Annotated in this window: 25 protein-coding genes; 12 read left to right on the top strand and 13 right to left on the bottom strand. The window is 34.2% G+C overall.

Annotated features, from left to right (window positions below; all coding sequences use genetic code 11):
- Positions 1 to 10: 10 nt before the first annotated feature.
- The 13 genes from ychF to rpmH form a co-directional block, all read right to left on the bottom strand.
- On the bottom strand, positions 11 to 1,111 hold the full coding sequence (gene ychF, locus ACQV2X_RS06470; protein WP_428873027.1) for a redox-regulated ATPase YchF: 1,101 nt from the start codon (positions 1,109 to 1,111) through the stop codon (positions 11 to 13).
- A gap of 15 nt (positions 1,112 to 1,126) precedes the next feature.
- Positions 1,127 to 1,333 (bottom strand): DUF951 domain-containing protein, encoded by a 207-nt coding sequence (locus ACQV2X_RS06465; protein WP_428873029.1) that lies wholly within the window; start codon positions 1,331 to 1,333, stop codon positions 1,127 to 1,129.
- 24 nt (positions 1,334 to 1,357) lie between these two features.
- Entirely contained in the window at positions 1,358 to 2,236 is an 879-nt protein-coding gene (locus ACQV2X_RS06460; RefSeq protein WP_428873031.1) for a ParB/RepB/Spo0J family partition protein, read from the bottom strand.
- On the bottom strand, positions 2,226 to 2,990 hold the full coding sequence (locus tag ACQV2X_RS06455; RefSeq protein ID WP_428873033.1) for a ParA family protein: 765 nt from the start codon (positions 2,988 to 2,990) through the stop codon (positions 2,226 to 2,228). Before ACQV2X_RS06455 ends, ACQV2X_RS06460 begins: the two co-directional genes overlap by 11 nt.
- A 13-nt stretch (positions 2,991 to 3,003) precedes the next feature.
- The gene (rsmG, locus tag ACQV2X_RS06450) at positions 3,004 to 3,729 is read right to left on the bottom strand and encodes a 16S rRNA (guanine(527)-N(7))-methyltransferase RsmG (RefSeq protein ID WP_428875081.1); all 726 of its coding nucleotides are present in this window, start codon (positions 3,727 to 3,729) and stop codon (positions 3,004 to 3,006) included.
- Between the two features lie 221 nt (positions 3,730 to 3,950).
- Entirely contained in the window at positions 3,951 to 5,858 is a 1,908-nt protein-coding gene (mnmG, locus tag ACQV2X_RS06445) for a tRNA uridine-5-carboxymethylaminomethyl(34) synthesis enzyme MnmG (RefSeq protein ID WP_428881930.1), read from the bottom strand.
- On the bottom strand, positions 5,858 to 6,349 hold the full coding sequence (locus ACQV2X_RS06440; protein WP_428873037.1) for an NUDIX hydrolase: 492 nt from the start codon (positions 6,347 to 6,349) through the stop codon (positions 5,858 to 5,860). Before ACQV2X_RS06440 ends, mnmG begins: the two co-directional genes overlap by 1 nt.
- Positions 6,350 to 6,359: 10 nt before the next feature.
- Positions 6,360 to 7,736, bottom strand: coding sequence for a tRNA uridine-5-carboxymethylaminomethyl(34) synthesis GTPase MnmE (mnmE, locus tag ACQV2X_RS06435; RefSeq protein WP_428873038.1), 1,377 nt, complete (start codon positions 7,734 to 7,736; stop codon positions 6,360 to 6,362).
- Between the two features lie 261 nt (positions 7,737 to 7,997).
- The gene (locus ACQV2X_RS06430) at positions 7,998 to 9,200 is read right to left on the bottom strand and encodes a hypothetical protein (RefSeq protein ID WP_428873039.1); all 1,203 of its coding nucleotides are present in this window, start codon (positions 9,198 to 9,200) and stop codon (positions 7,998 to 8,000) included.
- Between the two features lie 190 nt (positions 9,201 to 9,390).
- Positions 9,391 to 10,341: an RNA-binding cell elongation regulator Jag/EloR gene (jag, locus tag ACQV2X_RS06425; protein WP_428893237.1), complete on the bottom strand. Its 951-nt coding sequence runs from the start codon at positions 10,339 to 10,341 to the stop codon at positions 9,391 to 9,393.
- An 18-nt stretch (positions 10,342 to 10,359) separates the two neighbouring features.
- Positions 10,360 to 11,199, bottom strand: a complete 840-nt coding sequence (yidC, locus tag ACQV2X_RS06420; RefSeq protein WP_428881933.1) for a membrane protein insertase YidC — start codon at positions 11,197 to 11,199, stop codon at positions 10,360 to 10,362.
- Complete coding sequence (gene rnpA / locus ACQV2X_RS06415) at positions 11,189 to 11,569, bottom strand: ribonuclease P protein component (RefSeq protein WP_428873042.1); 381 nt, start codon at positions 11,567 to 11,569, stop codon at positions 11,189 to 11,191. The genes yidC and rnpA overlap by 11 nt, the downstream gene beginning before the upstream one ends.
- 113 nt (positions 11,570 to 11,682) lie before the next feature.
- The gene (gene rpmH, locus ACQV2X_RS06410; RefSeq protein WP_258436956.1) at positions 11,683 to 11,820 is read right to left on the bottom strand and encodes a 50S ribosomal protein L34; all 138 of its coding nucleotides are present in this window, start codon (positions 11,818 to 11,820) and stop codon (positions 11,683 to 11,685) included.
- Positions 11,821 to 12,308: 488 nt separating this feature from the next.
- On the opposite strand from rpmH, the gene dnaA reads away from it, so the two are divergent.
- The 12 genes from dnaA to dnaB all read left to right on the top strand — a co-directional run bounded on the left by dnaA (position 12,309) and on the right by dnaB (position 26,175).
- Positions 12,309 to 13,649, top strand: a complete 1,341-nt coding sequence (dnaA, locus tag ACQV2X_RS06405) for a chromosomal replication initiator protein DnaA (RefSeq protein WP_428881934.1) — start codon at positions 12,309 to 12,311, stop codon at positions 13,647 to 13,649.
- Between the two features lie 158 nt (positions 13,650 to 13,807).
- Positions 13,808 to 14,956 carry a DNA polymerase III subunit beta gene (gene dnaN, locus ACQV2X_RS06400; RefSeq protein WP_428873044.1) on the top strand — a complete coding sequence of 383 codons (1,149 nt, stop codon included), beginning with the start codon at positions 13,808 to 13,810 and terminating at the stop codon, positions 14,954 to 14,956.
- Positions 14,957 to 15,151: 195 nt separating this feature from the next.
- On the top strand, positions 15,152 to 15,376 hold the full coding sequence (gene yaaA / locus ACQV2X_RS06395; RefSeq protein ID WP_428873045.1) for a S4 domain-containing protein YaaA: 225 nt from the start codon (positions 15,152 to 15,154) through the stop codon (positions 15,374 to 15,376).
- Between the two features lie 8 nt (positions 15,377 to 15,384).
- A complete protein-coding gene (gene recF, locus ACQV2X_RS06390; protein WP_428873046.1) occupies positions 15,385 to 16,494 on the top strand; it encodes a DNA replication/repair protein RecF in 1,110 nt (369 codons plus the stop codon).
- A gap of 10 nt (positions 16,495 to 16,504) precedes the next feature.
- The gene (gene gyrB / locus ACQV2X_RS06385; RefSeq protein ID WP_428881937.1) at positions 16,505 to 18,439 is read left to right on the top strand and encodes a DNA topoisomerase (ATP-hydrolyzing) subunit B; all 1,935 of its coding nucleotides are present in this window, start codon (positions 16,505 to 16,507) and stop codon (positions 18,437 to 18,439) included.
- A 24-nt stretch (positions 18,440 to 18,463) separates the two neighbouring features.
- Complete coding sequence (gyrA, locus tag ACQV2X_RS06380; RefSeq protein ID WP_428875075.1) at positions 18,464 to 20,977, top strand: DNA gyrase subunit A; 2,514 nt, start codon at positions 18,464 to 18,466, stop codon at positions 20,975 to 20,977.
- A gap of 115 nt (positions 20,978 to 21,092) precedes the next feature.
- Positions 21,093 to 21,392: a 30S ribosomal protein S6 gene (gene rpsF / locus ACQV2X_RS06375; protein ID WP_428875074.1), complete on the top strand. Its 300-nt coding sequence runs from the start codon at positions 21,093 to 21,095 to the stop codon at positions 21,390 to 21,392.
- A gap of 36 nt (positions 21,393 to 21,428) precedes the next feature.
- On the top strand, positions 21,429 to 21,941 hold the full coding sequence (ssb, locus tag ACQV2X_RS06370) for a single-stranded DNA-binding protein (protein ID WP_428894351.1): 513 nt from the start codon (positions 21,429 to 21,431) through the stop codon (positions 21,939 to 21,941).
- 23 nt (positions 21,942 to 21,964) lie between these two features.
- Entirely contained in the window at positions 21,965 to 22,198 is a 234-nt protein-coding gene (rpsR, locus tag ACQV2X_RS06365; protein WP_428873050.1) for a 30S ribosomal protein S18, read from the top strand.
- Positions 22,199 to 22,319: 121 nt separating this feature from the next.
- Positions 22,320 to 24,317, top strand: a complete 1,998-nt coding sequence (locus ACQV2X_RS06360; RefSeq protein WP_428873051.1) for a DHH family phosphoesterase — start codon at positions 22,320 to 22,322, stop codon at positions 24,315 to 24,317.
- A 2-nt stretch (positions 24,318 to 24,319) separates the two neighbouring features.
- Positions 24,320 to 24,772 (top strand): 50S ribosomal protein L9, encoded by a 453-nt coding sequence (gene rplI, locus ACQV2X_RS06355; protein WP_428873052.1) that lies wholly within the window; start codon positions 24,320 to 24,322, stop codon positions 24,770 to 24,772.
- Between the two features lie 23 nt (positions 24,773 to 24,795).
- Complete coding sequence (dnaB, locus tag ACQV2X_RS06350; protein ID WP_428894350.1) at positions 24,796 to 26,175, top strand: replicative DNA helicase; 1,380 nt, start codon at positions 24,796 to 24,798, stop codon at positions 26,173 to 26,175.
- Positions 26,176 to 26,194 lie beyond the last annotated feature (19 nt).

Raw genomic sequence — 26,194 nt, 5'->3', positions numbered from 1 at the left:
GAATTTCCTCCTATACATTAAAGCGAAAGAGCATAATGTCTCCATCTTTAACTATATACTCCTTACCTTCTGAGCGATAGAGGCCTTTTTCTTTTACTGCTTGCTCAGAGCCATACTTCACTAAATCATCATAAGCCATGGTCTCTGCACGAATAAATCCGCGTTCAAAATCTGAGTGAATCACACCGGCTGCTTGTGGTGCCTTCATTCCTACTTTAAAAGTCCAGGCTCGAACTTCTTTTTCACCGGCTGTAAAATAAGTTCCCAAACCAAGCAATTTATAAACTGATTGAATTAAGCGGTCAAGACCTGAAGTTTTTAAACCGTAATCTTCTAAGAAACTGGTCTTTTCTTCATCATCTAGTTCTGCAATCTCTTCTTCTAAACGAGCGGAAACAGGAACAACTTCTGCGCCTTGCTGGTCAGCTAATTCACGAACTTTTGCTAAGAACGGGTTTCCTTCTGGATTGCTAACTTCTTCTTCACCTATATTGGCAACATAAAGCATTTTCTTACGTGTTAACAAGAACAAGTTATTGACGTAAGGTAATTGTTCATCGTAAAACTCCACACTATTAGCTAATTGGTTGTGTTCCAAAGCCTCTTTTAATTTTAAAAGTACTTCATGCTCAGCAACAGCCTCTTTGTCTTTAGTACGTGCTAACTTTTCAACTTTAGTAATTCGTTTTTCAATGGTTTCTAAATCTGCCAAAATCAGCTCTAAGTTAATGGTTTCAATATCTTCAATCGGATCAACTTTACCTGAAACGTGAGTAATATTAGAGTCTTCAAAACAACGCACAACGTGACAAATGGCATCTACTTGGCGGATATTGGCTAAGAATTTATTACCCAGCCCTTCCCCTTTACTCGCTCCTTTTACTATCCCTGCGATATCGGTGAATTCTATTGTAGTCGGGATGGTTTTTTTTGGTTTGACAAGGCGAGTAATCTCTGTCAAACGTTCATCAGGGACTTCCACAACCCCTACGTTAGGATCAATAGTAGCGAAAGGATAATTTGCCGCTTCCACTCCAGCTTTAGTAATTGCATTAAATAAAGTTGATTTGCCCACATTTGGTAGTCCCACAATTCCTGCTGTTAATGCCATAATTTCACTCTCTTTCTAAAGGTTTACTTCTTGATGTTTTTTAAGAATTTTTTTCATCTTCTTTTCAAAGTCACGGCGTGTCATGGTAACAATATGCTGACAATTTTCACAACGTATACGAATATCCATACCCATTCGTATAATTTGCCAGCGATTAGTTTGACAAGCATGTGGCTTTTTCATTTCTACTATATCGAACTTATCGTAAGCTTTTGGATCCATTTTGACCCTCCTATTTGTCACTATTTAAACTTGAATGTTAAGTAAGTCTAGAATTCTTGTCAAATCTGAATCGTTGACGAATTCTAATTCAATTTTTCCCTTGTTTCCTTTTGAAACAATTTTAGCGGGTGTCCCAAACTTTTCTTCCATTTGATTTTCAATTGCTAACCAAAGTGGTGATTTATTTTCGGTTCGTCCCTTTTTCGTCATTTTTGGTAATGATTGATTATATTTTTGTACTACTTCTTCTAACTGACGCACTGTAAGCTGTTCTTTAACAACTTTTTTAGCTAAATTCTCCATCTGACTCTTATCTTTTAACCCTAAAATGGTGCGTGCTTGGCCCATGGATAGTTTTTCTTCATTTACTAACTGTTTAATTGGATCTGGCAATTGAAGTAAACGAATATAATTGGCTATATAAGGGCGACTTTTCCCAATACGTTCAGCAACTTCTGCTTGCGTTAATTTTAAACGTTCCATTAGCATATCATATGCTTCTGCTTCTTCTAAAGGACTCAAATCTTCTCTTTGCAAGTTCTCTATTACAGCAATCTCAATCATTGCTTCTTCATCAAGTTCTCTAACAATTGCTGGAATGGTTGTTTTGCCTGCCAATTTAGAAGCACGTACCCTACGCTCTCCTGCAATAATTTCATATCCTTTAATAGAGGATTTTCTAATAATAATAGGTTGGAAAACACCCGTTTGACGAATCGATTCCGCTAACTCATTCAAAGCATTGAGATCAAAGTGTTTTCTAGGTTGGTAGGGATTTGGACGAATATCTTCTAATTTAATTTCGGTGACCATTTCGTGATCGTTAGGTACTTCTTCATAAGCTGAACTAAAGAGAGCTTCCATTCCACGACCTAGTCCACCTTTTTTTGGTTTATTGGCCATTATTGATCACTTCCTCTGCCAATTCTTTATACATGATGGCTCCTCTAGATTTTGGGTCATAATCAATTACTGACAAACCATAAGATGGAGCCTCTGACAAACGAATGTTTCGTGAAATTACCGTATCATATACTTTCTCTTGGAAGTATTTACGTACTTCATCAACTACTTCATAGCCCAAGTTCGTGCGCGCATCTAGCATAGTTATTAATACTCCTTCAATTCTGAATTGAGGATTTAATGACTTTTGAACTAAGCGGATTGTATTTAATAATTGACTTAAACCTTCTAAGGCATAATATTCTGCTTGAACCGGAATCAAAATTGTATCAGATGCTGTAAAGGCATTAATAGATAATTGCCCTAAGGACGGTGGACAATCTACTAAAAGATAATCATAATCTTGCTTTATTGATTCTACAGCTTCTTTTAAGCGAAATTCGCGGTCTTTAAAATTTACTAATTCAATTTCAGCAGCTGCTAAAGAAATAGTTGATGGGATAATATCTAGATTTTCTCTAGAAGTGGTTAAGATACTATCCTGAATAGGTACTCGATCGACCAGCACTTCATATAAGCTATAAGTCACATCGCCTCTTTCAATTCCTAAACCGGAAGTAGCATTTCCTTGAGAATCGGAGTCAATAACCAGTACCTTTTTCCCCATAAAGGCTAATGCTGCACCCAAATTAACAGTTGTCGTTGTTTTACCAACTCCGCCTTTTTGGTTGCCGATTGCAATCATTTTTCCCATATGCTTCCTCCTTTTATTTTATAGGCTGTTTGCTTGGCTTACCTGCTTTACGTGGATATTTATTGGGAGTATCTAATGTTTTTTCTATTAATAATAGTGTTCTCTCACCTTCATCTTCAGGCAGATAAGTTTGCACCACTTGTTCTAACTTTGCTCCTAATATTTTAATCGCCTTTTCAGCTTCTTTTAATTCCGTATTTGTTTGTTCATGGCTGCCTTTTAAAACTATAAATTTTCCACCTTTTTTTAGTAAAGGAAGACAGTACTCAGCTAAAACATTTAAAGGAGCTACTGCCCGAGCAGTCACTAAATCAAATTGTCCACGATAATTTGAATCTTGGCCCACATCTTCAGCCCTGCCATGGAGAAACTCTATTTGTTCAAGTTTTAAATTGGAACTTAAATCTTTTAAAAACTGAATACGTTTATTTAAAGAATCGATAATCGTCAGTTCAATTTCAGGATGAATAATTTTGATTGGTAAGCTTGGAAAACCTGCACCCGCTCCTACATCACACATCTTCAAATAATAGTTCGCTAAAGGTAAATGCCACAGCGGCATTAAAGAATCATAGAAGTGTTTAAGATAAACTCCTTCTTTATCAGTAATAGCTGTCAGATTAACTTTTTGATTCCATTCAATTAACCACTGATAATAAGTGGAAAACTGTAGTAGTTGATCGGGACTAATTGATAATCCTTGATCTTGCAATTTCTTTTTAAACTGATTTTCTTCCATATAATCCCTCTCATTTTAGTAATTGTGAAACAATGTTTCACAGCAACTTTACTTTACTAAAATAACTACTCAATAGCAACATCTATCCTTCAATAAATTTCGAAAGATAATTAAATTACTTAAATTTATAGTATCTGCTTTTTTCATTTTAAAAAGATCCCTTCTTAATTAGCTTGCTAATTGAGAAGAAGATCTTTATCTTTTTGGTGATTTTTAGTTGATTATTGATGAGATTCAATTTTTGCAATTTTACCCTGTTGAATATAGATTGAAAGAATGGCAATATCAGCCGGATTGACACCTGAAATTCGACTAGCCTGTCCAATGTTAGAAGGTCGAATTAATTTTAATCTTTCTCTTGCTTCAGTTGCTAAGCTATCCACTGCATCGTAATCTAGGTTTTCAGGAATTATTTTTTCTTCCATAGCTTTAACACGATCGACCTTATGGTTAGCTTTATTAATGTAGCCTGCATATTTGATTTGAATTTCAACTTGTTCTCCTACTTGTCGATTAACTTCAGTCATTAAAATAGGTAAAGCTTTAATCAATTCAAAATATTTAATTTCCGGTCTTTTTAAAAGTTCACTAGCTAAAATTCCATCTTTAAGTGGCGTTGAATTGATTCTTTCAAAATACTCTGTTAAACCCTCTGTACTTGGCTTAATACGAATAGACGCTAAGCGATCAAGTTCTGCTTTTACAGCAGCTTCTTTCGTTTTAAAATGCTGATAACGTGCTTCATCCACTAATCCAATTTTATAGGCTTTTTCTGTCAAACGGAAATCTGCATTATCATGACGTAGTAATAAACGGTATTCAGCCCGAGAAGTTAGCAAACGATAAGGTTCAGTCGTTCCTTTTGTTACAAGGTCATCAATCATAACACCAATGTAACCTTCTGAACGCGTTATAATAAAAGGGTCTTTGTCAAAAGCCTTATGGCAAGCATTGATTCCTGCAACAATTCCTTGTCCTGCTGCTTCTTCATAACCACTCGTTCCATTCATTTGACCGGCAGTGAATAAGCCAGGTAAATCTCGCACTTCTAAGGATAGCGTTAATTGATGGGGTACCACTACATCATATTCAATAGCATACCCTGCTCGCATCAATTTTGCTTCTTCTAAACCTTCTACTGAATGGAGCATCTCTAGTTGGACATCTTCTGGTAAAGAAGTTGACAAGCCTTGGACATACATTTCTTTAGTATTACGACCTTCAGGTTCGATAAACACTTGATGGCGTGGTTTGTCACTAAAACGAACTATTTTGTCTTCTATTGATGGGCAATACCTAGCCCCTACTCCTTCAACTATTCCCGAAAACATAGGTGCTTTATGCAAATTATTTCTAATTATATTATGCGTTTGACCATTGGTATGTGTCAACCAACAAGATATTTGATCTTGCAAATAATCTTTATCATCTGTCAAATAAGAAAAATGATTCGCTTTAATATCGCCAGGCTGTTCTTCTGTTTTGTCAAAATGGACTGAGTCATAATGCACTCGTGGAGGTGTTCCAGTTTTAAAACGAGTTAATTCAATCCCTAATTCCATTAAATGTTCAGACAGTTTAACAGAAGGTAGGGTGTTATTAGGACCGGAAGAATAGGCTAAATCTCCAATAATAATTTTTCCTCGTGAAGAAGTACCTGCCGTTAGAACTACAGATTTAGCACGATAAATAGCCCCCGAATTGGTAATAATACCGCGACATTGATTTTCTTCAATTAAAAGTCTTTCAACAAGTCCTTGTTTGAGGTCTAAATTATCTGTTTCTTCTAAGACTTGCTTCATTGTATTGGAGTAATGTTGCTTATCAGCTTGAGCTCTGAGTGCTTGAACTGCTGGTCCTTTACCGGTGTTTAAAAGACGCATTTGGATATAAGTCCTATCTATATTACGTCCCATTTCTCCACCCAGTGCATCAATTTCACGTACAACGACCCCCTTAGCAGGTCCACCAATTGATGGATTACATGGCATAAAGGCTACCATTTCTAGATTCATCGTAATTAAAAGTGTTTGAGCACCTAGTCGAGCTGAAGCTAAAGCTGCTTCCGAACCTGCATGCCCGGCTCCTACAACAATTACATCATATTGACCCGCTTCATATGTTTGCATTATATTTCACCTCTGTTTTTCATAAATTCAACCTGATGGTCGATTAAGTCACCCTTTTTATCATAAGCAAATTTAGCCCAAAAATAAGGTTTGTTTTCTAAGACCCATTGTAAAAAGAGATAATCCCCTTCCCAAATTGGTTTGTCCAAGACATCGTCATAATCCACCCACTCTAAAGTCCCTTCGTCACAGTCCTTTAATAGGTCTCCTTCAAAATCTGTCACTCTATAGACAAAAGAATACCAATCTCTATCATCATGGGTAAAATCTGGAAAAGTTATGAAACCTAAGGGGATTAAGCTTTTGGCCCTTAGACCCGTTTCTTCATAAATTTCACGAATTGCACACTCTTGAGGACTTTCTCCTGCTTCAAATTTTCCACCGACGCTAACCCATTTTCCTCCATGGATATCATTTTCTCTTTTATTACGGTGGAGCAATAATAACTGTTTTCCATTATCCAGATAACAAATTGTAGATAATTGTTGCATTATAGCTTTCCTACTTTCCTAAACAGAATTGACTAAATAACTTATCTAATAATTCATCTTGTACGCTATCACCTGTTATTTCGCCCAAAAGATCCCAGGCTCTAGTAAAATCTATTTGTACCAAATCAACAGGTACGTCTGCTTGACAAGCATTCACAACTTCGTCAAGCGCTTGAATTGCTTGCTTTAGTAAATTAGTATGACGTGAATTAAGTAAATAATTAATATCATTCGACTCTAAATTTCCCGTATAAAACAAATTTTCAATTCTTTCTTCTAGTAGATTTAATCCTTGATCTTTTAAGATTGAAATTGGGATGATTTCCTCTTTATTTACTACATTTGTCAACTTTGTAAAATCAATTTGACTCGGCAAATCGGTTTTATTTAATAAAATGATTCGCTTTTGATCCTTTGTCAAAGATAAAAGTTCTTTGTCAATTTCTGTCAAAGCTTCAGATTGATTTAAAATCAAAATAACTAAATCAGATTCTTCCATAATTTTACGACTTTTAGCCACACCAATTTGCTCTACCAATTCATCAGTTTGGCGAATGCCTGCTGTATCGATTAAATGTAGGGGGACTCCTTTGACATTGATGTATTCTTCAATAGTATCTCGAGTTGTTCCAGCGATATCAGTTACGATTGCTTTGTCAAATCCAGTTAAGTAATTTAGTAAACTCGACTTACCAACATTTGGTTTACCTATAATAGCTGTTCGTATTCCTTCACGGAAAAGACGGCTATTTTGAGCTTTTTTCAAAATTTGATTTATTTTATTTTTTACATATTGTGCTGTTTCTATAAGAGTTTGACTAGACATCTCTTCAACATCATCATATTCCGGATAATCAATCGTTACTTCAATTTGAGCTAAACTTTCAAGCATTTCTTGGCGCAATTGTCTAATTTGCTGAGATAGGGTTCCTTTTAATTGGTTTAGAGAAGCGTCCATAGCTTTACCTGTTTTAGCTTGAATTAAATCCATCAAAGCTTCTGCTTGTGACAAATCAATGCGACCATTTAGAAAGGCGCGCTTTGTAAATTCACCTGGTTCAGCCATGCGCGCACCTTCTAATAAACAACTTTCCAGGATTCGCTGCATAGCTACGATACCACCATGACAATTAATTTCTACTATGTCTTCACGTGTATAGGTTTTTGGTCCTTTTAAGATAGTGACCATTACTTCATCTAAGACTTTTTGATCCTTATCTACTATATGACCATAATGGATGGTATGACTTTCAACCTGACTCAAGTCTTTGCCTTTAAATATTTTTTTTATTATTGGCAAAGCATCCGGACCACTCATACGTACTATTCCAATAGCTCCCTCGCCAATTGCGGTTGAGATAGCTGCAATTGTGTCTAAAATATACATACTTAATACCCCCTTTAATCATAAAAAAAGTGCTCAACGAAAGATACCTAAGTTTTTTAGGTCATTCGAAAGCACTTTGACTGCCTGTCTATTTATCGTAGTAATTGTATCAAATCGTTATTCTTCTTGCAAGATAGGTGTGAAACTGTTTAGATAAATTATATTTAAAAGAGAGTGTCTAGCTTTTTTTTAACATAAGCTCTCCAAAACATTTGCCTTAATAAAAACACCATTCCTCTAATTAAGAATGGTGATCTTCACTTATTCTAAGGTTAATTCTTCACTACTCAAAGGCGTTTGCGTATTACTACTATCTTCTTGCTTGACCCATTTGGGATCTATTTGATGAATTCCATTAGGAGGATAAGATATGGCATTGAGTAGCATACCATTTCCAAACACTTCTAAACTCACTTGATTAACAGAGTAATAGTCAGCAATATTCACCATCATGGCAATTGCTACCGCTTTTTCACCTGCTGGATATCGGTTTAAACTAGCAACAACACCGCTTGAAAAATTGAGATGGGCAATTCCATTGGACTCATAAATATCAACCACTTGTATTTCGGGAGTAATCCATTGGTTATCGTAATAAAAGCGCTGAAAAGCTGTTGCTAGGGTATCGTTTGTTTGCCAGGCAAAGTCAACTGTCTCTTTTTGAATAAAAGGTTCTTCTGTTGAAGATTGAGGCATGTACCAATCCATTTTGCTTACTAACATTACATTATCTGTAATCGATTCTGCAAGATAATATTCCTCTTTATTTTCTTGCCATTGAGCAATAATCCCTTTATTAGCAGCAAATAGCTGATGTCTTTCGCCCTCTTCAAATTGAGTCACAACTTCAATCACTTCTTGATAGATTTGATCACCGATATTCACTTCTTTATATAAGCCGACGATTTTTGAAGGAATGTTACCGTCATATAACCATTCAGTTCCTACTTTTAAAGGAGATTGTAAAATGATTAGACCTTTTTCTAATTGATTAGCTTCTATTGAGTTTTTTAAATAATTAGTAAATCGACGCTCTTTTTCAAATTTTCCGTATAGTTCAATCACTTCAGTATTCCAACGATAGAGTTCAATGGTTTTTTCATCAGCTAGCGTCTCTCTCACTTGCATCTGTTGGCTTGTTTGATCCATATATTCAACATAGCTAGTTTTACCATTGGAAAGGATTTTTACTTGATTAGCATTATAAGGAAGAAAATTTTCTAAATTATAGTTTACATCTTCTCCTTCTTTAATCCACGAGTTAGGATCAATAACTACTTGGTCGGATGTATTGGCTTTCTTATTATTTATTTGATCTAGCTGTGTTTCTTTATTTTCTGCTTGTTTCTTCTCTATCTTCATTTGGTTTTCTTTACTCAATTTAATCATAGGTTCTTGTTTACAAGCTGATAAAGTAATAACAATTAACAAAAGCCAAAATATCTTTCTGCCAGACAGACTCAAATCCGTCACCTCCTAAAACAAGCTATATTATATCATAATTTTTATAACCTTCTAATATAATTTTACTAGTGCTTCGTTTTAAAAATAAGACCATTGATTTATTCATGATAATTTTCAATTATGACTAAACATTTATAAAAAAGGTTTGAGAGAAAAAATCCCTAAGCAAAGCTTAGGGACGTAATTAATATTATGGGACGTAATCTACCACTAAATATCGATTAGGATCTTTACCTTCAGAGTGGGTTGCAATATGCTCATATTGTCCAAGATAAGCATGAATTTGTTTGCGTTCATAAGCAGGTAACGGATCTAGGATGACTGTTTGTTTGGTAGTTAAAACTTGCTCAGCAGTTCTTTCTGCCATTTGTTCAAGTACATTTAAACGACGGTCACGGTAATCCCCAACATTTAATAAAACTGAGATTCGTTTACGATCACGTCTATGCAATAAAACCTGAACTAAAGTCTGTAAGGAATTGATAATTTTTCCATGTTTACCAATGACTAAACCTGATTTGTCCGTTTCAATATTAAAAACTAACTGATTACCTCTTAATTCGTATTCAATGTGCGATTCTGCACCATATAAACGAATAACTTCTTCGAGGTAATGGCAAGCCGCTTGATACTCTTCTTCTATTGTAGATTCACTTTGTGCAACTTCTGTTTCAGACGTTTGGTTTTCATTTGAAACTTTTTCACTCACTTTTTGCTCGACTGTTTCAGATTTTTTATCTTCTGCTTGTTTTTCAATGGAAGATTCTTTTTCTAAAACAACATTGTCAGTTTTTCTTTGATCGTGAACCTCTTCTTTAACAGGCTCACTATGTTTTTGATTATTTTGACGGATATAATCTTTAGTTTTATTTACTGTTTCTTTATGTTTTTGACCTGTTTTATCCTTATGTTCCATTCCAACTTTTTTTTCTAATTGATTGGTTAATTCTTTTAATGATAGATCAGTCTTAGCTTCAATATGAACTACTGCTTCTTGCTTACCGAAGCCAAAGAAACCTTTTTTTCCTTCACTTATAATACGGATATCGGCTTCTTCTCGACTAATTCGCAATTGTTTTAACCCTTTTTCAATAGCTAATTCGACATTTTCAGCCCTAACAGTCATATTATGATCTAACATATCATCACTCCTTTTAATTTATTTACGACTTTTAACTTTTTTCAAGGCCTTACGCAATTGACGCTCTTTTTCTTTTTCATGAGCAATGCGTTCTTGGCGTTCTTTAATCATTTTATATGGATTGTTAAAAATTAAAATAATAATTACAGTAATTAAATTCGATATAAACCAATAAAGTGAAACTGCACTAGGTAAAGCAAAAGATATAGAGAAAATCATAATTGGCATAGTTATCATCATAATTTTCATTGAAACATTTTGTTGAGGATTTGCTTTACTACTTAGGTAAGTAGATAAAAATGTGAATAGAGCCGCTAAAAGAGGGAAAATAAAGTAAGGGTCTGGTTGTCCTAAATCAACCCAAAGAAACTGTCCTTGTCTTATAAGCTCTGTTCGCGAAATCACTTGATACAAGGCCATCAAAATTGGTAATTGAATTAAAGTTGGTAAGCAACCTGCGAATTGATTAACTCCTTTTTCATCAAACAATTCTTGTTGCTCAGCTTGAAGTAACTCCATTGAGTGACGATCTTTGTGAGGGTACTTAGCTTTAATGGCTTCAATTTCCGGTTGTAACTCCATTATTTTATTTTGAGATTTCATCTGCATTAATGTCAAAGGGGTTAGCAAAAGACGAATTAAAAGGGTTAAACTAATAATACCTAAACCAAAATTATGACCCATTAAACCACTTAGCCAAACAATAAATTGAGAGAAGGGATAGAGAACAAATTGATCCAAAAGATTTGATGAATCGTTAGTAATCGGTTCATTAATATTTGCACAAGCAGATAATACCACTACAATAGCTGATAGCAGTGAAAGTTTTAAAATTTTATTTACTTTTTTATTGCTCATTACGACCTCCAGATTTTTCTAGTTTAAATAATGGTTGGATAATTTTAGCTTTCTTCATAACGTGAATAATCGATTTCTTTATTTGCTTTAAATCCTTATCACAAATATCCTTACGAGCAATCAATAGAAAATCAACTTCAGGAATAACCATATCTTCCACCTCATGCAAGGCTTGTCTTAAATAGCGTTTTATTTGATTTCTAAAAACTGCATTACCTAACTTTTTACTTACTGACAAACCGACACGAAAATGTTTTTGACCTGGTTTTGAATAGGTATAAATAACCAGTTGACGGTTTGCTGTAGAGTTTCCTTGATGAAAGACTCTTTGAAAATCCTTATCACTTTTTACTCGATATTCTTTTTTCATTAGACTATCACTCCGATGTTTTAGAGTCCTCATAATATTATATCAAAAATAAGAATAATTGGAATCTCTCTCTTTATTTTATAAAAAAAAGGCCTCACTTGGAAGCCTCAAAATTATGCAGTTAACTTTTTGCGTCCTTTTAAGCGGCGCTTGCTTAATACACGACGTCCATTTTTTGTTGACATGCGTTTACGAAAACCGTGTTCTTTACTACGTTGACGTTTTTTAGGTTGGTATGTTCTCTTAGTCATGCAATACACCTCCTTGTTGCTAAATATAAACAATACTAGAATAGTTTATAAGAATGACTCCTTTAAAGTCAAGTGTTTTTTAATATTCTATTAAATATCTCAATCGATGTAAAATCTTAACAATTGTCAACAACTTATCCACAGTTTTTAAACAAACCCTAAAAAAATAAACTTCTTTTAACAAACTAGAGGATAAAATTATCCACATTTTCTAAGCTTGTCAATAAATATTATTTTATCCACAAACTCTGTTGAAAACATTATTTAAACCTTTAAGAAAGTTGATGACATAGGAATTGTTATTTTTTTCTTTTGCACAAATCTACTTAATGTTTACTAAACTATTTTTTTATCCACACATTTAATTAACATGTGGATAACTTAAATGTGAGTATGTGGATAGAGCTTTTTACACATTCTCAACTTGTGGAAAACTCTAAATATGATACAATAATCTTAACTATATTAACTTATTCGAGGTGAAATGAATGGATGAAAAAGATCTTTTTTGGCAAGGAGTTCAAGATTATTTAAAAGAAATCCTGTCCACTTCTTCCTATCGATCCTGGGTTGAACCTTCAATCCCTACTCGAATTGGTAATCAATCAATTACGATTGCAGTTCCTAATCCGATGACTAAAAAATATTGGGAAAATCATTTGGTAAACTATATATTGCAATATAGTCGTGAACGATATGGTATTGAATATGAACCTCAATTTATAATTTATCAAAGCAAGCAAAATGAACCCATGCTTTTGAAATCGATTGATAAGCAAGGAGAGACAGATAGTCTTCCAAGCTTTTCTGACTCAAAATTAAATCCTTCTTATACCTTTGAAAACTTTGTGATTGGTGAAGATAATAAAATGGCTGCAGGAGCTGCCCTGGCAGTGAGTGATGGTCCAGGAAAAACTTACAATCCCTTTTTAATTTATGGTGGTGTAGGTTTAGGAAAAACTCATTTAATGCAAGCTATAGGTAACGATATCCTACGTAAAAACCCTTCTACTAAAATTAAATATGCAACCAGTGAATCTTTTGTTAATGATTTTATTACCAGTATTCAAAACGGTTCTCAAAAAAAATTTAGGGAAATGTATCGTGAAATAGATGTCTTATTGATCGATGATATTCAATTTTTATCGAAAAAAGATGCCACTCAAGAAGAATTTTTCCATACCTTTAACGAACTTTATAATAATAATAAACAAATTATTTTAACTTCAGACCGTTTACCAAATAATATTGATAATCTCGAGGAAAGGCTTATTTCACGATTCAAATGGGGATTATCAACCGACATTACCCCTCCTGATTTGGAAACTCGTATCGCTATCCTTAGAAAAAAGGCTGCAAATAATCGATTGGATATTGATTCTGAAACTCTCACATATATCGCTAATAATGTAGATACAAACATACGTGAATTAGAAGGAGCTTTAATGAGAGTTTTTGCCTATGCAGCTATAGAGGGCAAAGAAATTACAAGTCATTTAGCCGCAGAAGCTCTCTCTTCTATTTTTGGAGAGCAAAAAGAAAAGGTAATTGATGCCGAATCTATCATTTCTACTTGTAGTCAATTTTATAAAATATCCACTGAACAAATTAAAGGAAAGAAAAGGAACAAAGAAATCGTTACTGCTCGTCAAATTGCTATGTATCTTACACGTGAATTAACAGAACTATCTTTTCCTAAAATTGGTGAAGCTTTCGGTAATAAAAACCATACGACGGTTATCCATGCTTATGAAAAAATCTCTGAAGATCTTAAAAGTAATACTACCCTCAAACATGAAATTGCAACAATCAAACAGATGCTAGAATAAAGAATGTGGATAAGTCTACTATAAAAAATCATCTTTACACATAGTCATCAACAATGCTAAAGCCTAGTTTGTAGAACTCTTTATCACTTATACACTCTATCAACAAGCCCTACTATTATTACTTAGATATATAATAATTATTTATAAAGGAGAAAATTATGAAATTTACAATTAACCGATCTGCTTTTACTCAACAAATAAATAATGTTCAAAGAGCTATTCCTTCTAAAACAACCATTAACATTCTATATGGAATTAAATTATCTTTAGATAGTAATGGAATGACTTTAATAGGTAGCGATGCTGATATATCTATCGAAAGTCATATTTCAGTTGATGAACCCTTAGCTAATTTACAAATTGAAGAAACAGGCCAAATTGTATTACCTGCACGTTTATTAAATGAAATTATTAAAAAATTACCACAAGATGAGGTAATAGTGAGTGTAGATGATCAATTTAAAGCAACTATTCAATCTGGTAATGCAAAATTCCAAATTGTTGGTATTGATGGAAATGAGTATCCTCGTTTGCCTATTATTGACCTAGATCATCAAATTCAACTTCCAACACTTACTTTTAAAAATATGATTCATCAGACTATTTTTGCAGCTTCTAATCAAGAATCACGTCCAATTTTAACAGGACTTCACTTAATGCTAGAAAAAGATTACTTAGTGGGAGTGGCAACAGATAGCCATCGTTTAAGCCAAAGAGAAATTCCTTTAAAATTAACTGAGAATTCGCATCATTTAGAAGCAATCACTGTTCCTAAAAAAACAATGATTGAATTGGCTAGAATAGTTCCTGATAATGCTGATTTAATGATGACTATATCGAATCAACAAATTATTTTTACTTTCGAAAACATAACAATTTATTCACGCTTACTGGAGGGTAATTACCCTGCTACTGATCGGTTAATTCCTAATTCATCTGAAACAGAAATCGTCTTAAATGCGGCTGATTTTCTGCAAGCAATTGAACGGGCCTCTTTAATGTCACATGAAGGAAAAAATAATATTGTCCAATTAGATATTCAAACAGACCATATCGAGTTATTTGTAAAAGGAAATGAAATAGGGAATGTGGCAGAAGAAATTCAATTTGTTTCCTCAAATGGTGAAGAGCTTCAGATTTCATTCAACCCTGACTATATGAAAGAAGCTTTAAGATCTTTTGGCGATATAGAAATTACCATTCAATTTAATTCAGCAGTTCGTCCAATGCTTATAACACCAAGTGTAAAGAGTGAATTACCCCACAATGATTTACTGCAATTATTAACACCAGTTCGTACACATTAAAACTTTTTAGCGGGTCTAATAAACGACCTGCTTATTTTTTGCCATTATTTAGCATTTAAGCCTAATTTAACTTAAATAAGCTTTTTATACTCTGAAGGTCAAATTTATTTAAAATGGCATTTTTTCGCCAAAAATTTGAGATTTAAGCTATTTAGTAGTATAATGAATCTAATAAATTACTAATGAGGTGGCCAAATGGAACATAAAAAAGTCAAAATAGATAGTGACCATGTAACACTCGGCCAATTATTAAAAATAGTAGATTTAATATCCAGTGGTGGAATGGCTAAATGGTACTTAGGTGAATTTACTGTCTATTTAAATGGCGAATCAGAAAATCGACGAGGAAAAAAATTATATCCTGGAGACCGTGTGGAGTTTGTTCAGGATGAATTAATAGTAGATGTCGTAGATCAATAAGATAGCTTATGAAAATAAAAGAATTAAATTTAACCAATTTTAGGAACTATAAAGAGCTTTCGATTGATTTTCATGACGGTCTAACTATTTTAGCTGGTGAAAATGCCCAAGGAAAAACTAACATCCTTGAGGCCATTTTTTTGTTGTCTTTGGCTAAGAGTCATCGAACCAATCATGATCAAGAAATGATTAGTTGGGAAGAAGATTATGCAAAGATAGTCGGCCAAATAACCACTAAAAACTCTCAATTTCCTTTAGAAATCATATTAAATGATAAGGGTAAGATTGCTAAATACAATCACCTCGATCAAAAGAGACTTTCTCAATTTATAGGTAAATTAAATGTTATCCTCTTTTCTCCCGAAGACATGCAATTAGTTAAGGGGTCTCCAAGTCTAAGAAGAAAGTTTTTAGATACAGAACTCGGTCAAACCCATCCCATCTACCTACAAAATTTATTAGAATATCATCGCTTACTTAAACAAAGAAATGCTTATTTAAAGCAAGCGCGTGAAAAACATACTTATGATCCAGTTTATTTAGACATCTTAACTGATCAGCTAATTGATGCAGGAAGCCAAGTAATTAAATATCGTTTGCAATTTGTTAAAGATTTAGAAGCAATGGCTCACCCGATTCATTATGAACTTTCTAATGAAAGAGATAGCTTATCAATGGTCTATAAGTCTTCCTCTTCTAAACTTGATTATGAGAAGATTGATTTAATTAAAGATCAAATGAGTGAATTGTTCAAATTGTCTATTCAAAGGGAAATCCATCAAGGAGCTACCATATATGGACCTCATCGAGACGATTTAATTTTTAATATTAATGGAAATTCAGCTCAGCAATTTGCCTCACAAGGCCAACAACGAACAGTTGTTCTTAGTTTAAAGTTAGCTGAATTGGATTTATTTTATACAATTGATCAAGATTATCCAGTTCTTTTATTAGATGATGTTCTGTCCGAGTTAGATGATCATCGTCAATTTATTTTGATGAGTAAAATCGAAGGGAAAGTTCAAACAATTTTAACCACAGCTAGTATTGAAAATATTCATATTCAAGAGCTAAAAAATTCTTCAATAAGACATATAAGTAAAGGTAAAGTTCAATAGGAGGATACAAATGGCAGAAAATAACGACAAGAAAAATGTAACTCAACCCCAATATGATGCTGAACAAATCCAAGTATTAGAAGGATTGGAAGCTGTCCGTAAACGACCAGGAATGTATATTGGATCTACTGCGAGTACTGGATTACATCATTTAGTTTGGGAAATTGTTGATAATTCTATTGATGAAGCTTTAGCTGGCTATTGTAGTCAAATTGAAGTAGTCATAGAAGCGAATGGTTCTATTTCGGTAACAGATGATGGTCGTGGAATCCCGATCGATATTCAATCTAAAACAGGCAGACCTGCTGTTGAAACGGTTTACACCGTTTTGCATGCGGGTGGCAAGTTTGGTGGTGGCGGTTATAAAGTTTCAGGTGGTCTCCATGGTGTAGGAGCCTCTGTTGTGAATGCTTTATCAAGCGAACTATCAGTGGAGGTTTCACGTAATGGAAAAGTTCATCAAATTAAGTTTGAAAGAGGAGCTATTGTATCTGAGTTAAAGGTGGTTGGAGAAGCAACGGAAACAGGTACTAAAGTTAATTTTGTACCGGATCCGTCAATCTTTACCGAAACAACGGATTTTAAGTATGAAATATTAAATGAGCGTATCCATGAGCTAGCTTTCTTAAATAAAGGTTTACGCATTTCTTTACAAGATCGACGGATGGATCGCGAAGCTGATGATAGTTATTTATTTGATGGTGGAATTAAATCATACGTTTCTTATCTTAATGAAGACAAGGGATTAATTTTTGATGAACCTATCTATATTGAAGGTGAACAAGATGGTATTGCTGTTGAAATCGCTCTACAATATACAGATGCTTACCAATTAAATTTACTGTCTTTTGCTAATAATATTCACACTTATGAAGGAGGAACACATGAATCAGGTTTTAAAACAGCTTTAACACGGGTTATTAATGACTATGGTCGTAAAAATAACTTACTTAAAGATGGTGATGATAACTTATCTGGAGAGGATACTCGTGAAGGTCTGACAGCTGTTATTTCGGTTAAACATCCAGATCCTCAATTTGAAGGTCAAACTAAGACAAAATTAGGGAATTCTGAAGTACGAACTGTAACAGATCGCCTTTTCTCTCAACATTTTGAAACATTTTTATTGGAAAATCCTAAAGTTGCACGTTTGATTTTAGATAAAGGAATTCTAGCTTCAAAAGCACGAATGGCTGCCAAGCGAGCTAGGGAGATGACCCGTCGTAAATCCGGTTTAGAAATCGCAAACTTACCTGGTAAATTAGCGGATTGTTCTTCTAAAGACGCAGAAAAATGCGAACTATTTATTGTCGAGGGAGATTCAGCAGGTGGTTCGGCTAAACAAGGCCGTTCAAGAATGTATCAGGCTATTTTACCAATTAGAGGGAAAATCTTAAATGTTGAAAAGGCCTCAATGGAGCGTATATTGAGTAACATTGAAATTCGCTCGCTATTTACTGCCATGGGCACTGGTTTTGGAGCAGAATTTGATGTGAGCAAAGCCCGTTATCATAAACTAATCATTATGACCGATGCAGATGTCGATGGTGCGCATATTCGTACGTTATTATTAACGCTTATTTTCCGCTATATGCGTCCTTTGATTGATGCAGGCTATGTTTATATTGCACTTCCGCCACTCTATAAATTAAAAGTTGGTAAAAAAGAGATTTATTTAGATACACATGAGCAATTACTCCAATGGGAAAAAGAAAATCCAAATACTAGGTATTCATTACAAAGGTATAAGGGTCTTGGAGAAATGAATGAAGATCAACTTTGGGAAACAACGATGAATCCTGAAAATCGTCGGATGCAGCGAGTAACTGTTGATGATGCAGTAGAAGCGGATGCAGTGATGTCTATGTTGATGGGAGAAGAAGTAGAACCCCGTCGTGTCTTTATTGAAACAAATGCAGTCTATGTACGTAACTTGGATGTATAGAATTACCCTTGAAAGGAGTTAGTCATGACGGAAGATCATTTTGATGTTAGCAAACAATCTTTTGAAGAAATCAATTTACCTGATGAAATGCGTAATTCATTTTTGGACTATGCTATGTCAGTAATTGTCGCAAGAGCCCTACCAGATGTTCGTGATGGATTAAAACCTGTTCATCGTCGTATTCTATATGGTATGAATGAATTAGGTGTTACACCTGATAAACCACATAAGAAGTCAGCCAGAATTGTTGGGGATGTTATGGGTAAGTATCACCCTCACGGTGACTCTGCAATCTATGAAGCCATGGTAAGGATGGCGCAACCCTTCTCCTACCGCCAAATGTTAGTTGATGGCCACGGTAACTTTGGTTCAGTCGATGGTGATGGTGCAGCTGCAATGCGGTATACTGAAGCTAGAATGGCTAAAATCACTCTAGAAATGTTAAGAGATATTAATAAAGATACAATTGATTTCCAAGAAAATTATTCTCAAGAAGAAAAAGAACCGGTTGTATTACCAAGTCGTTTCCCTAACCTTTTAGTTAATGGAGTTTCTGGTATTGCAGTTGGTATGACAACCAATATACCACCGCATAATTTAGAAGAAGTCATTGACGCTTTACAAATTCTTATGCGTAATCCAGAAGCGACTGTGGATGAATTGATGGAAGCTTTACCGGGTCCTGATTTTCCTACTGGTGGAATTATTGTTGGAAAATCAGGTATTCGCCAAGCTTATCGGACAGGTAAAGGAAAAATCACAATTCGCGGTAAAGTTGAAATTGAATACTTTGGTAATAATCAAGACCGTGAGCGAATTATTATTAAAGAATTACCTTATGGTGTAAATAAAGCTAAATTAGTTGAAAGAATTGCTGAATTGGGTCGTGATAAGCGAATTGATGGTATCTCCTATATTGCTGATGAGTCTGGTCGTGAAGGTATGCGGATTGTAGTTGAAGCACGTCGAGACGCTTCTGCTCATGTTATTCTAAATAACTTATATAAACATACTCCTTTACAGACTAACTTTGGTATTAATATGCTAGCGATTGATTTCGGAGTTCCTAAAATACTAAATTTAAAAGAAATTCTTGAAAAATATTTAGCCCATCAAGTTGAAGTGATTACGCGACGGACTAAATTTGAAAAAGGAAAAGCAGAAGATCGGGCTCACATTTTACAAGGTCTACAAAAAGCCTTAGATGTCATTGATGAGATTATTGCTATTATTCGTTCTTCCCACGATTCAGAAACAGCTAAGCAAGAATTGATTAATCGTTTTGAATTTTCGCAAATTCAAGCACAATCTATTTTAGATATGCGATTGGTTCGCTTAACTGGATTAGAACGAGAAAAAATCGATGCCGAGCTAAAAGATTTACAAGAATTGATTGTTCGCTTGACTGAAATACTTTCTTCTCAAGAAAGAATTTATGAAATTATTCATGATGAATTAAGAGAAATACTTAAGAAATATAATGATCCAAGAAGAACTGAAATCAAATTGGGTGAAATTCAGTCTCTTGAAGATGAAGATTTAATTGATGAGGAAGATATTTTGATTGCTTTAACCACTTCTGGTTATATTAAGCGTATGACTGAAGATGAGTTCCGTGTTCAAAATCGAGGTGGTAGAGGGGTTAAAGGAATGGGAGTGAGTGACGAGGATTCCATTCAAAGCTTAGTTTCTGCCTCCACCCATGATACCCTCCTCTTTTTCACTAATTTTGGTAAGGTTTATCGCGCTAAGGGTTACGATATACCTCAATATGGAAGAACTTCGAAGGGCTTACCTATTATTAACCTCTTAAACTTAGATAAAGAAGAGTATGTAAGAGATATAGTTAATATTCGTAGAGAAGCTGATGATGAAGACACTCATCTCTTGTTTGTTACTAAAAATGGGACCGTTAAGCGTACTTTAGTAAGTGAATACTATAACATTCGTACCAATGGTTTAATTGCTATTAAATTAAGAGAAAATGATCAGTTAGTGAATGTATTAATTACTGATGGACAAAAAAATATTATCATTGGTTCTAATAATGGTTATGCCGTTAGCTTTAATGAAAATGATGTCCGTGATATGGGTCGGACAGCCTCAGGTGTCAGAGGTATGAGACTCCGTTCAGGAGATTATGTTATTGGTGCTGCTATTTTAGATGATGATAAGCAAGTTCTTGTAGTGACAGAAAATGGTTACAGTAAGCGAACTGAATCTAACCAATATGCTATTAAAAACCGAGGCGGTAAAGGTGTAAAAACATCTAATATCTCTCAAAAGAGTGGTAAATTAGCTGGTTTAGTCACTGTTGATGGTGATGAAGATTTACTAATCATGACCAATGAAGGAGTCGTCATTCGTGTTCATATCGATTCGATTTCAACCGCTTCAAGAGATACCTTGGGAGTTAAGGTTATTCGATTAGATGATGATTCTATCGTTGATAAAATTGTTGTCATTGAAAAAGATGAAGAAAATACAGAAGAAGATATGTCGGAATCTGATAATTCAATAGAAAATTCAGAGGAATAGAAAAATTAGATTGATTTCTTAAAAATAGAGTGATAAAATTATTAAATGTGAGTTAATAGCTTAATAGCTTAACTCCTTGCTCTATGGAGCCATTAGACCAAAAGGAGGTGCAGTCATGAGTCAACCAACTAAATATGAAATCCTTTATATTATTCGTCCAGATATGACCGACGAAGCAAAGAAAGAATTAATTGCTCGTTTCGATCAAATCTTAGTCGATCAAGGATCAGAAGTTGTCGAATCAAAAGACTGGGCTAAGAAACGTTTAGCATACGAGATCAACGATTATCGTGAAGGTGTTTACCACTTAATTACTTTAACCGCTGATGATGCTAAAGGGATCAACGAGTTCGATCGTCTAGCACGAATCAACCGTGATATCTTACGCCATATGATTACAAAAGTAGAAGAATAATCACTATGTTTCACGTGAAACACTTGTAGGAGGAAAATTATGAATACCGTACAATTAGTTGGGCGTTTAACCAAGGAAATTGATTTACGCTATACTTCTTCAGGAACTCCAGTTGGAAGTTTTACACTAGCTGTAAATCGCAGTTTTACCAATCAACAAGGTGAGCGTGAAGCAGATTTTATTAATTGTGTGATTTGGCGTAAAGCTGCTGAGAATTTAGCTAACTTTACCCGTAAAGGTTCTCAAATTGGAGTCGAAGGTCGTATCCAAACAAGAAGTTATGATAATCAACAAGGACAGAGAGTATATGTTACTGAAGTTATTGTAAGTAACTTTCACTTATTAGAACCAAAATCAGTGACTGAACAACGTCCAGTTTCCGATGGTAATCAATCATACAAACAACCAAATCAAACGAATCAGTTTAAAGCTCAACCAAATCAAACGAATAGTAATGATTTTAGTTTTAATCAAGACTTCAGTCAAAATAGTAATCCATTTGGTGACAGTCAGAAGGTGGATATTTCTGAAGATGATCTACCATTTTAGAATAATGTAGAGGAGGAAAATGCATGGCACAACGTCGTGGAGGAAGACGTAGAAAAAAAGTTTGTCATTTCTGCGCTAATCATATCGATTATATTGATTACAAAGATACAGATCTTTTAAAAAGATTTATTTCAGAAAAAGGCAAAATTTTACCTCGTCGTGTAACAGGTACTTGCGCAAAGCATCAACGTACATTGACTAATGCAATTAAACGCGCACGGATCATGGCTTTATTACCATTTACCGTTCAAGAATAATATTTGACCACCCTTTGGGTGGTTTTTTTGTTTCACGTGAAACATTAAGTAATTAATTAGTAGATAGAACATTTCACTTAAATATGATAAAATAAGTGATATTAATACTACGAGGTGTACTGTGTTTAAAAAAATAAAACTAAAAGAATTTTTTGATTACTTCCATTCGCTTCAAATTTCTTGGCAGATTTATTCTATTTTATTAATTTATATAGTTTTAATTGGAGTAGCCTTTAAATTAGAGTGGCGTATAGGTGTATTATTACTAATTTTCCTTAGTATCATCATTCTATTTTTTACCTTTAATATTAAAGGTTTTATTAAGGATTTAACGAAGATGGCGAGTCATATGTCAGAAAATGCTTCTTTAGCGCAAGAATATGCCCTATATAATGCTCCAATAGGAGTAATACTCTATGATCAAGAAGAAAGAGTAACGTGGACTAACCCAGCTATTAAGAAGATTTTTGAACAGGATATTATTGGTGAAAAAATTGAAAAAGTGGATGGGAAATTGACACAAATTCTTGGACAAAGTAATATGAGTCAATGGCAAGAAGTGTCTTTAACTAATGGTTATTACCGAGCCTTACATCATCATGAATATAAAGCACTTTATCTTTATGACATTACACAAGATATCGAAATTCAAAAAGTAATCGGTGAATCCATTCTAGTAATGGGATCTTTATTATTAGATGATTTTGATGATCTCATTTATGCGATGGATGATGAAGCAAGTGCAAAATTTGAATCTGATTTAATCAGTCGTCTTAATCGCTGGGCAGATCATTATCAAATTTACTTAAAGCAAACTGATGAAGATCAGTTTCTACTTTTGTTGAATGAGAGTTCTTTAAATGAACTCGAAAAAGAAAAGTTTGAATCCATTGAAGCTATTAAAGAGTATTATACCAGTCGAAAAATTCCTATATCGCTTTCTCTCGCTTTTTCTTATAGTCGAAATACTCAACAAAATATAATTGAAGTTTCTAAGCAGGTTAAATCCAACCTAGACTTAGCACTAGGTCGTGGCGGAGACCAAGTTGTCATTCGTGAAATAGAAGGAAAAGCAAGGTTCTATGGCGCAAAGACTAGTTTTACAGAAAACCGTTCGGATATACGCAGTAAAATGTTTTTCCAGGCGCTTAAAAGTACGGTATTGACTTATGATCGAATTTTAATTAGTGGACATCAGTCACCAGACTTAGATTCAATTGGTTCAGCCTTAGCTGTCAGACAAATTGTAAAATCTTTTGATCGCCAAGCCAAAATTCTGATTGATAGAGATGAACTCAACCAAGATATAAAAGGGATTATTAATAATGAGTACTTCGAGAAGTCTGATGAAGAAGTTTTCATTGAAGAAGCAGATTTAGATAACTACTTAAATGAAAAAACTCTACTAATTTTGGTAGACCATCATCGAGCGATGATTTCACAAGCTGAGTCTATCTTTTTTGACTACGATATTGTTATCATTGATCACCATCGCCAGGCAGAAGAATTCCCCAAAAATTGTGTGCTAAGTTATTTAGAACCTTCGGCTTCATCAGCGGTCGAATTACTCACGGAATACTTTAGTGTGATGGATGAAAAGGAAAATGCAATTGATGAAATGCTTGCAACAGTTATGCTAGCTGGTATAATTATTGATACCAATCAATTTTCTTTAAGGACCGGGTCGAGAACTTTTGAAGCAGCGGCATATTTAAAGTCTATGGGTGCAGATAATATAAAAATTAAGCATCTGTTAAAAGAAAGTTTAGAAAGCATTAAAATTAAAAATCGCTTGATTGAGAATACTGAAATAATCGATAAGGTCTTTGCGGTAACAGTAACGGATGAAGATATAGTAGTGGACAATGTCTTAGCTTCTCAAACAGCTGATGATTTGTTAGGAATTGATCAAATTGAAGCTTCATTTGTTATTTATAAACGCCATGAGAACGAAATAGGTATTTCAGCTAGAAGCTTGGGTAAAATAAATGTCCAAGTTATTATGGAAAAGCTTGGAGGTGGAGGTCATTTATCTAACGCAGCAACACAGATAAAAGACCAAACAATCCAAGAAGTAGAAGAACAATTAATTAAGGTAATTAATGTTAAGGAGGACTAAAAATGAAAGTCATTTTGTTAGAAGATGTTCGTAAGCAAGGTAAAAAGGGTCAGATTATAAATGTTTCAGATGGTTATGCTAATAATTACTTAATTAAAAATGGTTTAGCAAAAGTAGCTGATGCTAAAGCAATGAGTGAATTCAAAGCACAAAAGAAAGCTCAAGCAAAGTTGGAAGCGGAAGCATTGCAAGAGGCAAAAGATTTAAAAGTACAAATTGAAAAAGAAGAAACCATCGTTATCATTTCAGCTAAATCAGGTGAAGATGGTCGTTTATTTGGAACCATCCCTTCTAAACAAATAGCACAAGAATTAAAGAAACAATACGACATAGAAGTAGATAAACGTAAAATTGAGTTAGAAAATAACCTTTCATCCTTAGGTTTCCACAATGTTCCGGTTAAATTGCACACCGAAGTAATAGCAACTATTCGTGTAAAAGTCGAAGCAGTTTAGATAAAATATAAAGAGGTGAGACGATGGATATTTCGCAAATGAATCAGATGCAAGCACCTCAAAATATTGAAGCAGAAAGATCTGTCTTAGGTGGTCTTTTATTAGATCCAAAGAAATTAGCAACTGTTCAAACACTTTTACAAGAGCAGGACTTTTATAAAGTAGCCCATCAGCAAATTTTTGCAGCTATGGAGAGAGTTTTTGATCGCGACAATACCTTAGACCATTTGATGTTAAAGAATCAATTAGATGCTTTGGATCAACTAGAAAATGTCGGAGGCTATGAATATATTGTTGAACTAACAGGTTTCACTCCGACCACTGCTAATATTGAAAATTATGCCAGAATTGTTAAAGAAAAATCTATATTGCGACAACTCATTCATGCATCATCGAAAATTTCTCAAGTTGCTTATGATGAAGAAAATGCAATAGAAGAGATCATCGATCAAAGTGAAAAGTTAATTTTATCAATAGGAGAAGGCTCTCAGAGTAATAGACCTCAAATGATGAGGCAATTGATAGCCGAGGCTTTTGATAATATCGTAAAATTAGCAGAGGAAAAACGTGATGTTGTTGGTCTTCCTACTGGTTATCATGAGCTGGACAAATTAACTAGTGGTTTTCAACCCGATCAGTTAGTTATTATTGCCGCTAGACCTTCTGTTGGTAAAACAGCATTTGCCTTAAATATAGCACAGAATGTCGCAACTAAATCTAAGGTTCCAGTTGTAATTTTCTCCTTAGAGATGGGTGCATTAGACATGGTATATCGGATGATTTGTGCAGAAGGAAGTATACATGCATCGAATCTACGAACAGGGCAATTGACGGATGATGAATGGAAAAGTTTCACGGTAGCAACTGATATATTAAGAGAAGCTCCTATTTATATTGATGACTCAGCTGGTATACGTGTTTCAGAAATTAGGGCTAAGTGTCGTCGTCTAAAACAAGAAAATCCTGATTTAGGTTTAATCGTCATTGACTATTTACAACTTATTGATGGAAATGGAAGAGAAAACCGCCAACAAGAAGTCTCAGAAATTTCGCGTCAGTTAAAGAAACTTTCTAAGGAATTATCGGTTCCAGTAATTGCCTTATCACAACTTTCTCGTGGTCTGGAACAAAGGCAAAATAAGCGACCTATTTTAAGTGATATTCGCGAGTCGGGTTCAATTGAACAAGATGCAGATATTGTCGCTTTTCTTTACCGTGAGGATTATCACCAGCAAAATGGTGATACAGACGAAGGACACAAGGACGATTTACCAGATAATACGGTAGAAGTAATTATTGCTAAAAATAGAGCAGGTGCAAGAGATACTGTCAAACTACTTTTTAAAAAAGAGTATAATAAGTTTTCAAGTTTATCCTATCAAAAAGAACCTTTTACTGTATAATATAGTAAAAGGTTCTTTT

Origin of the sequence: Facklamia sp. P12945 (assembly GCF_050409485.1) — a bacterium.
Classification (GTDB): Bacteria; Bacillota; Bacilli; order Lactobacillales; family Aerococcaceae; genus Facklamia.
This window is presented reverse-complemented; position numbering and strand designations above follow the sequence as displayed.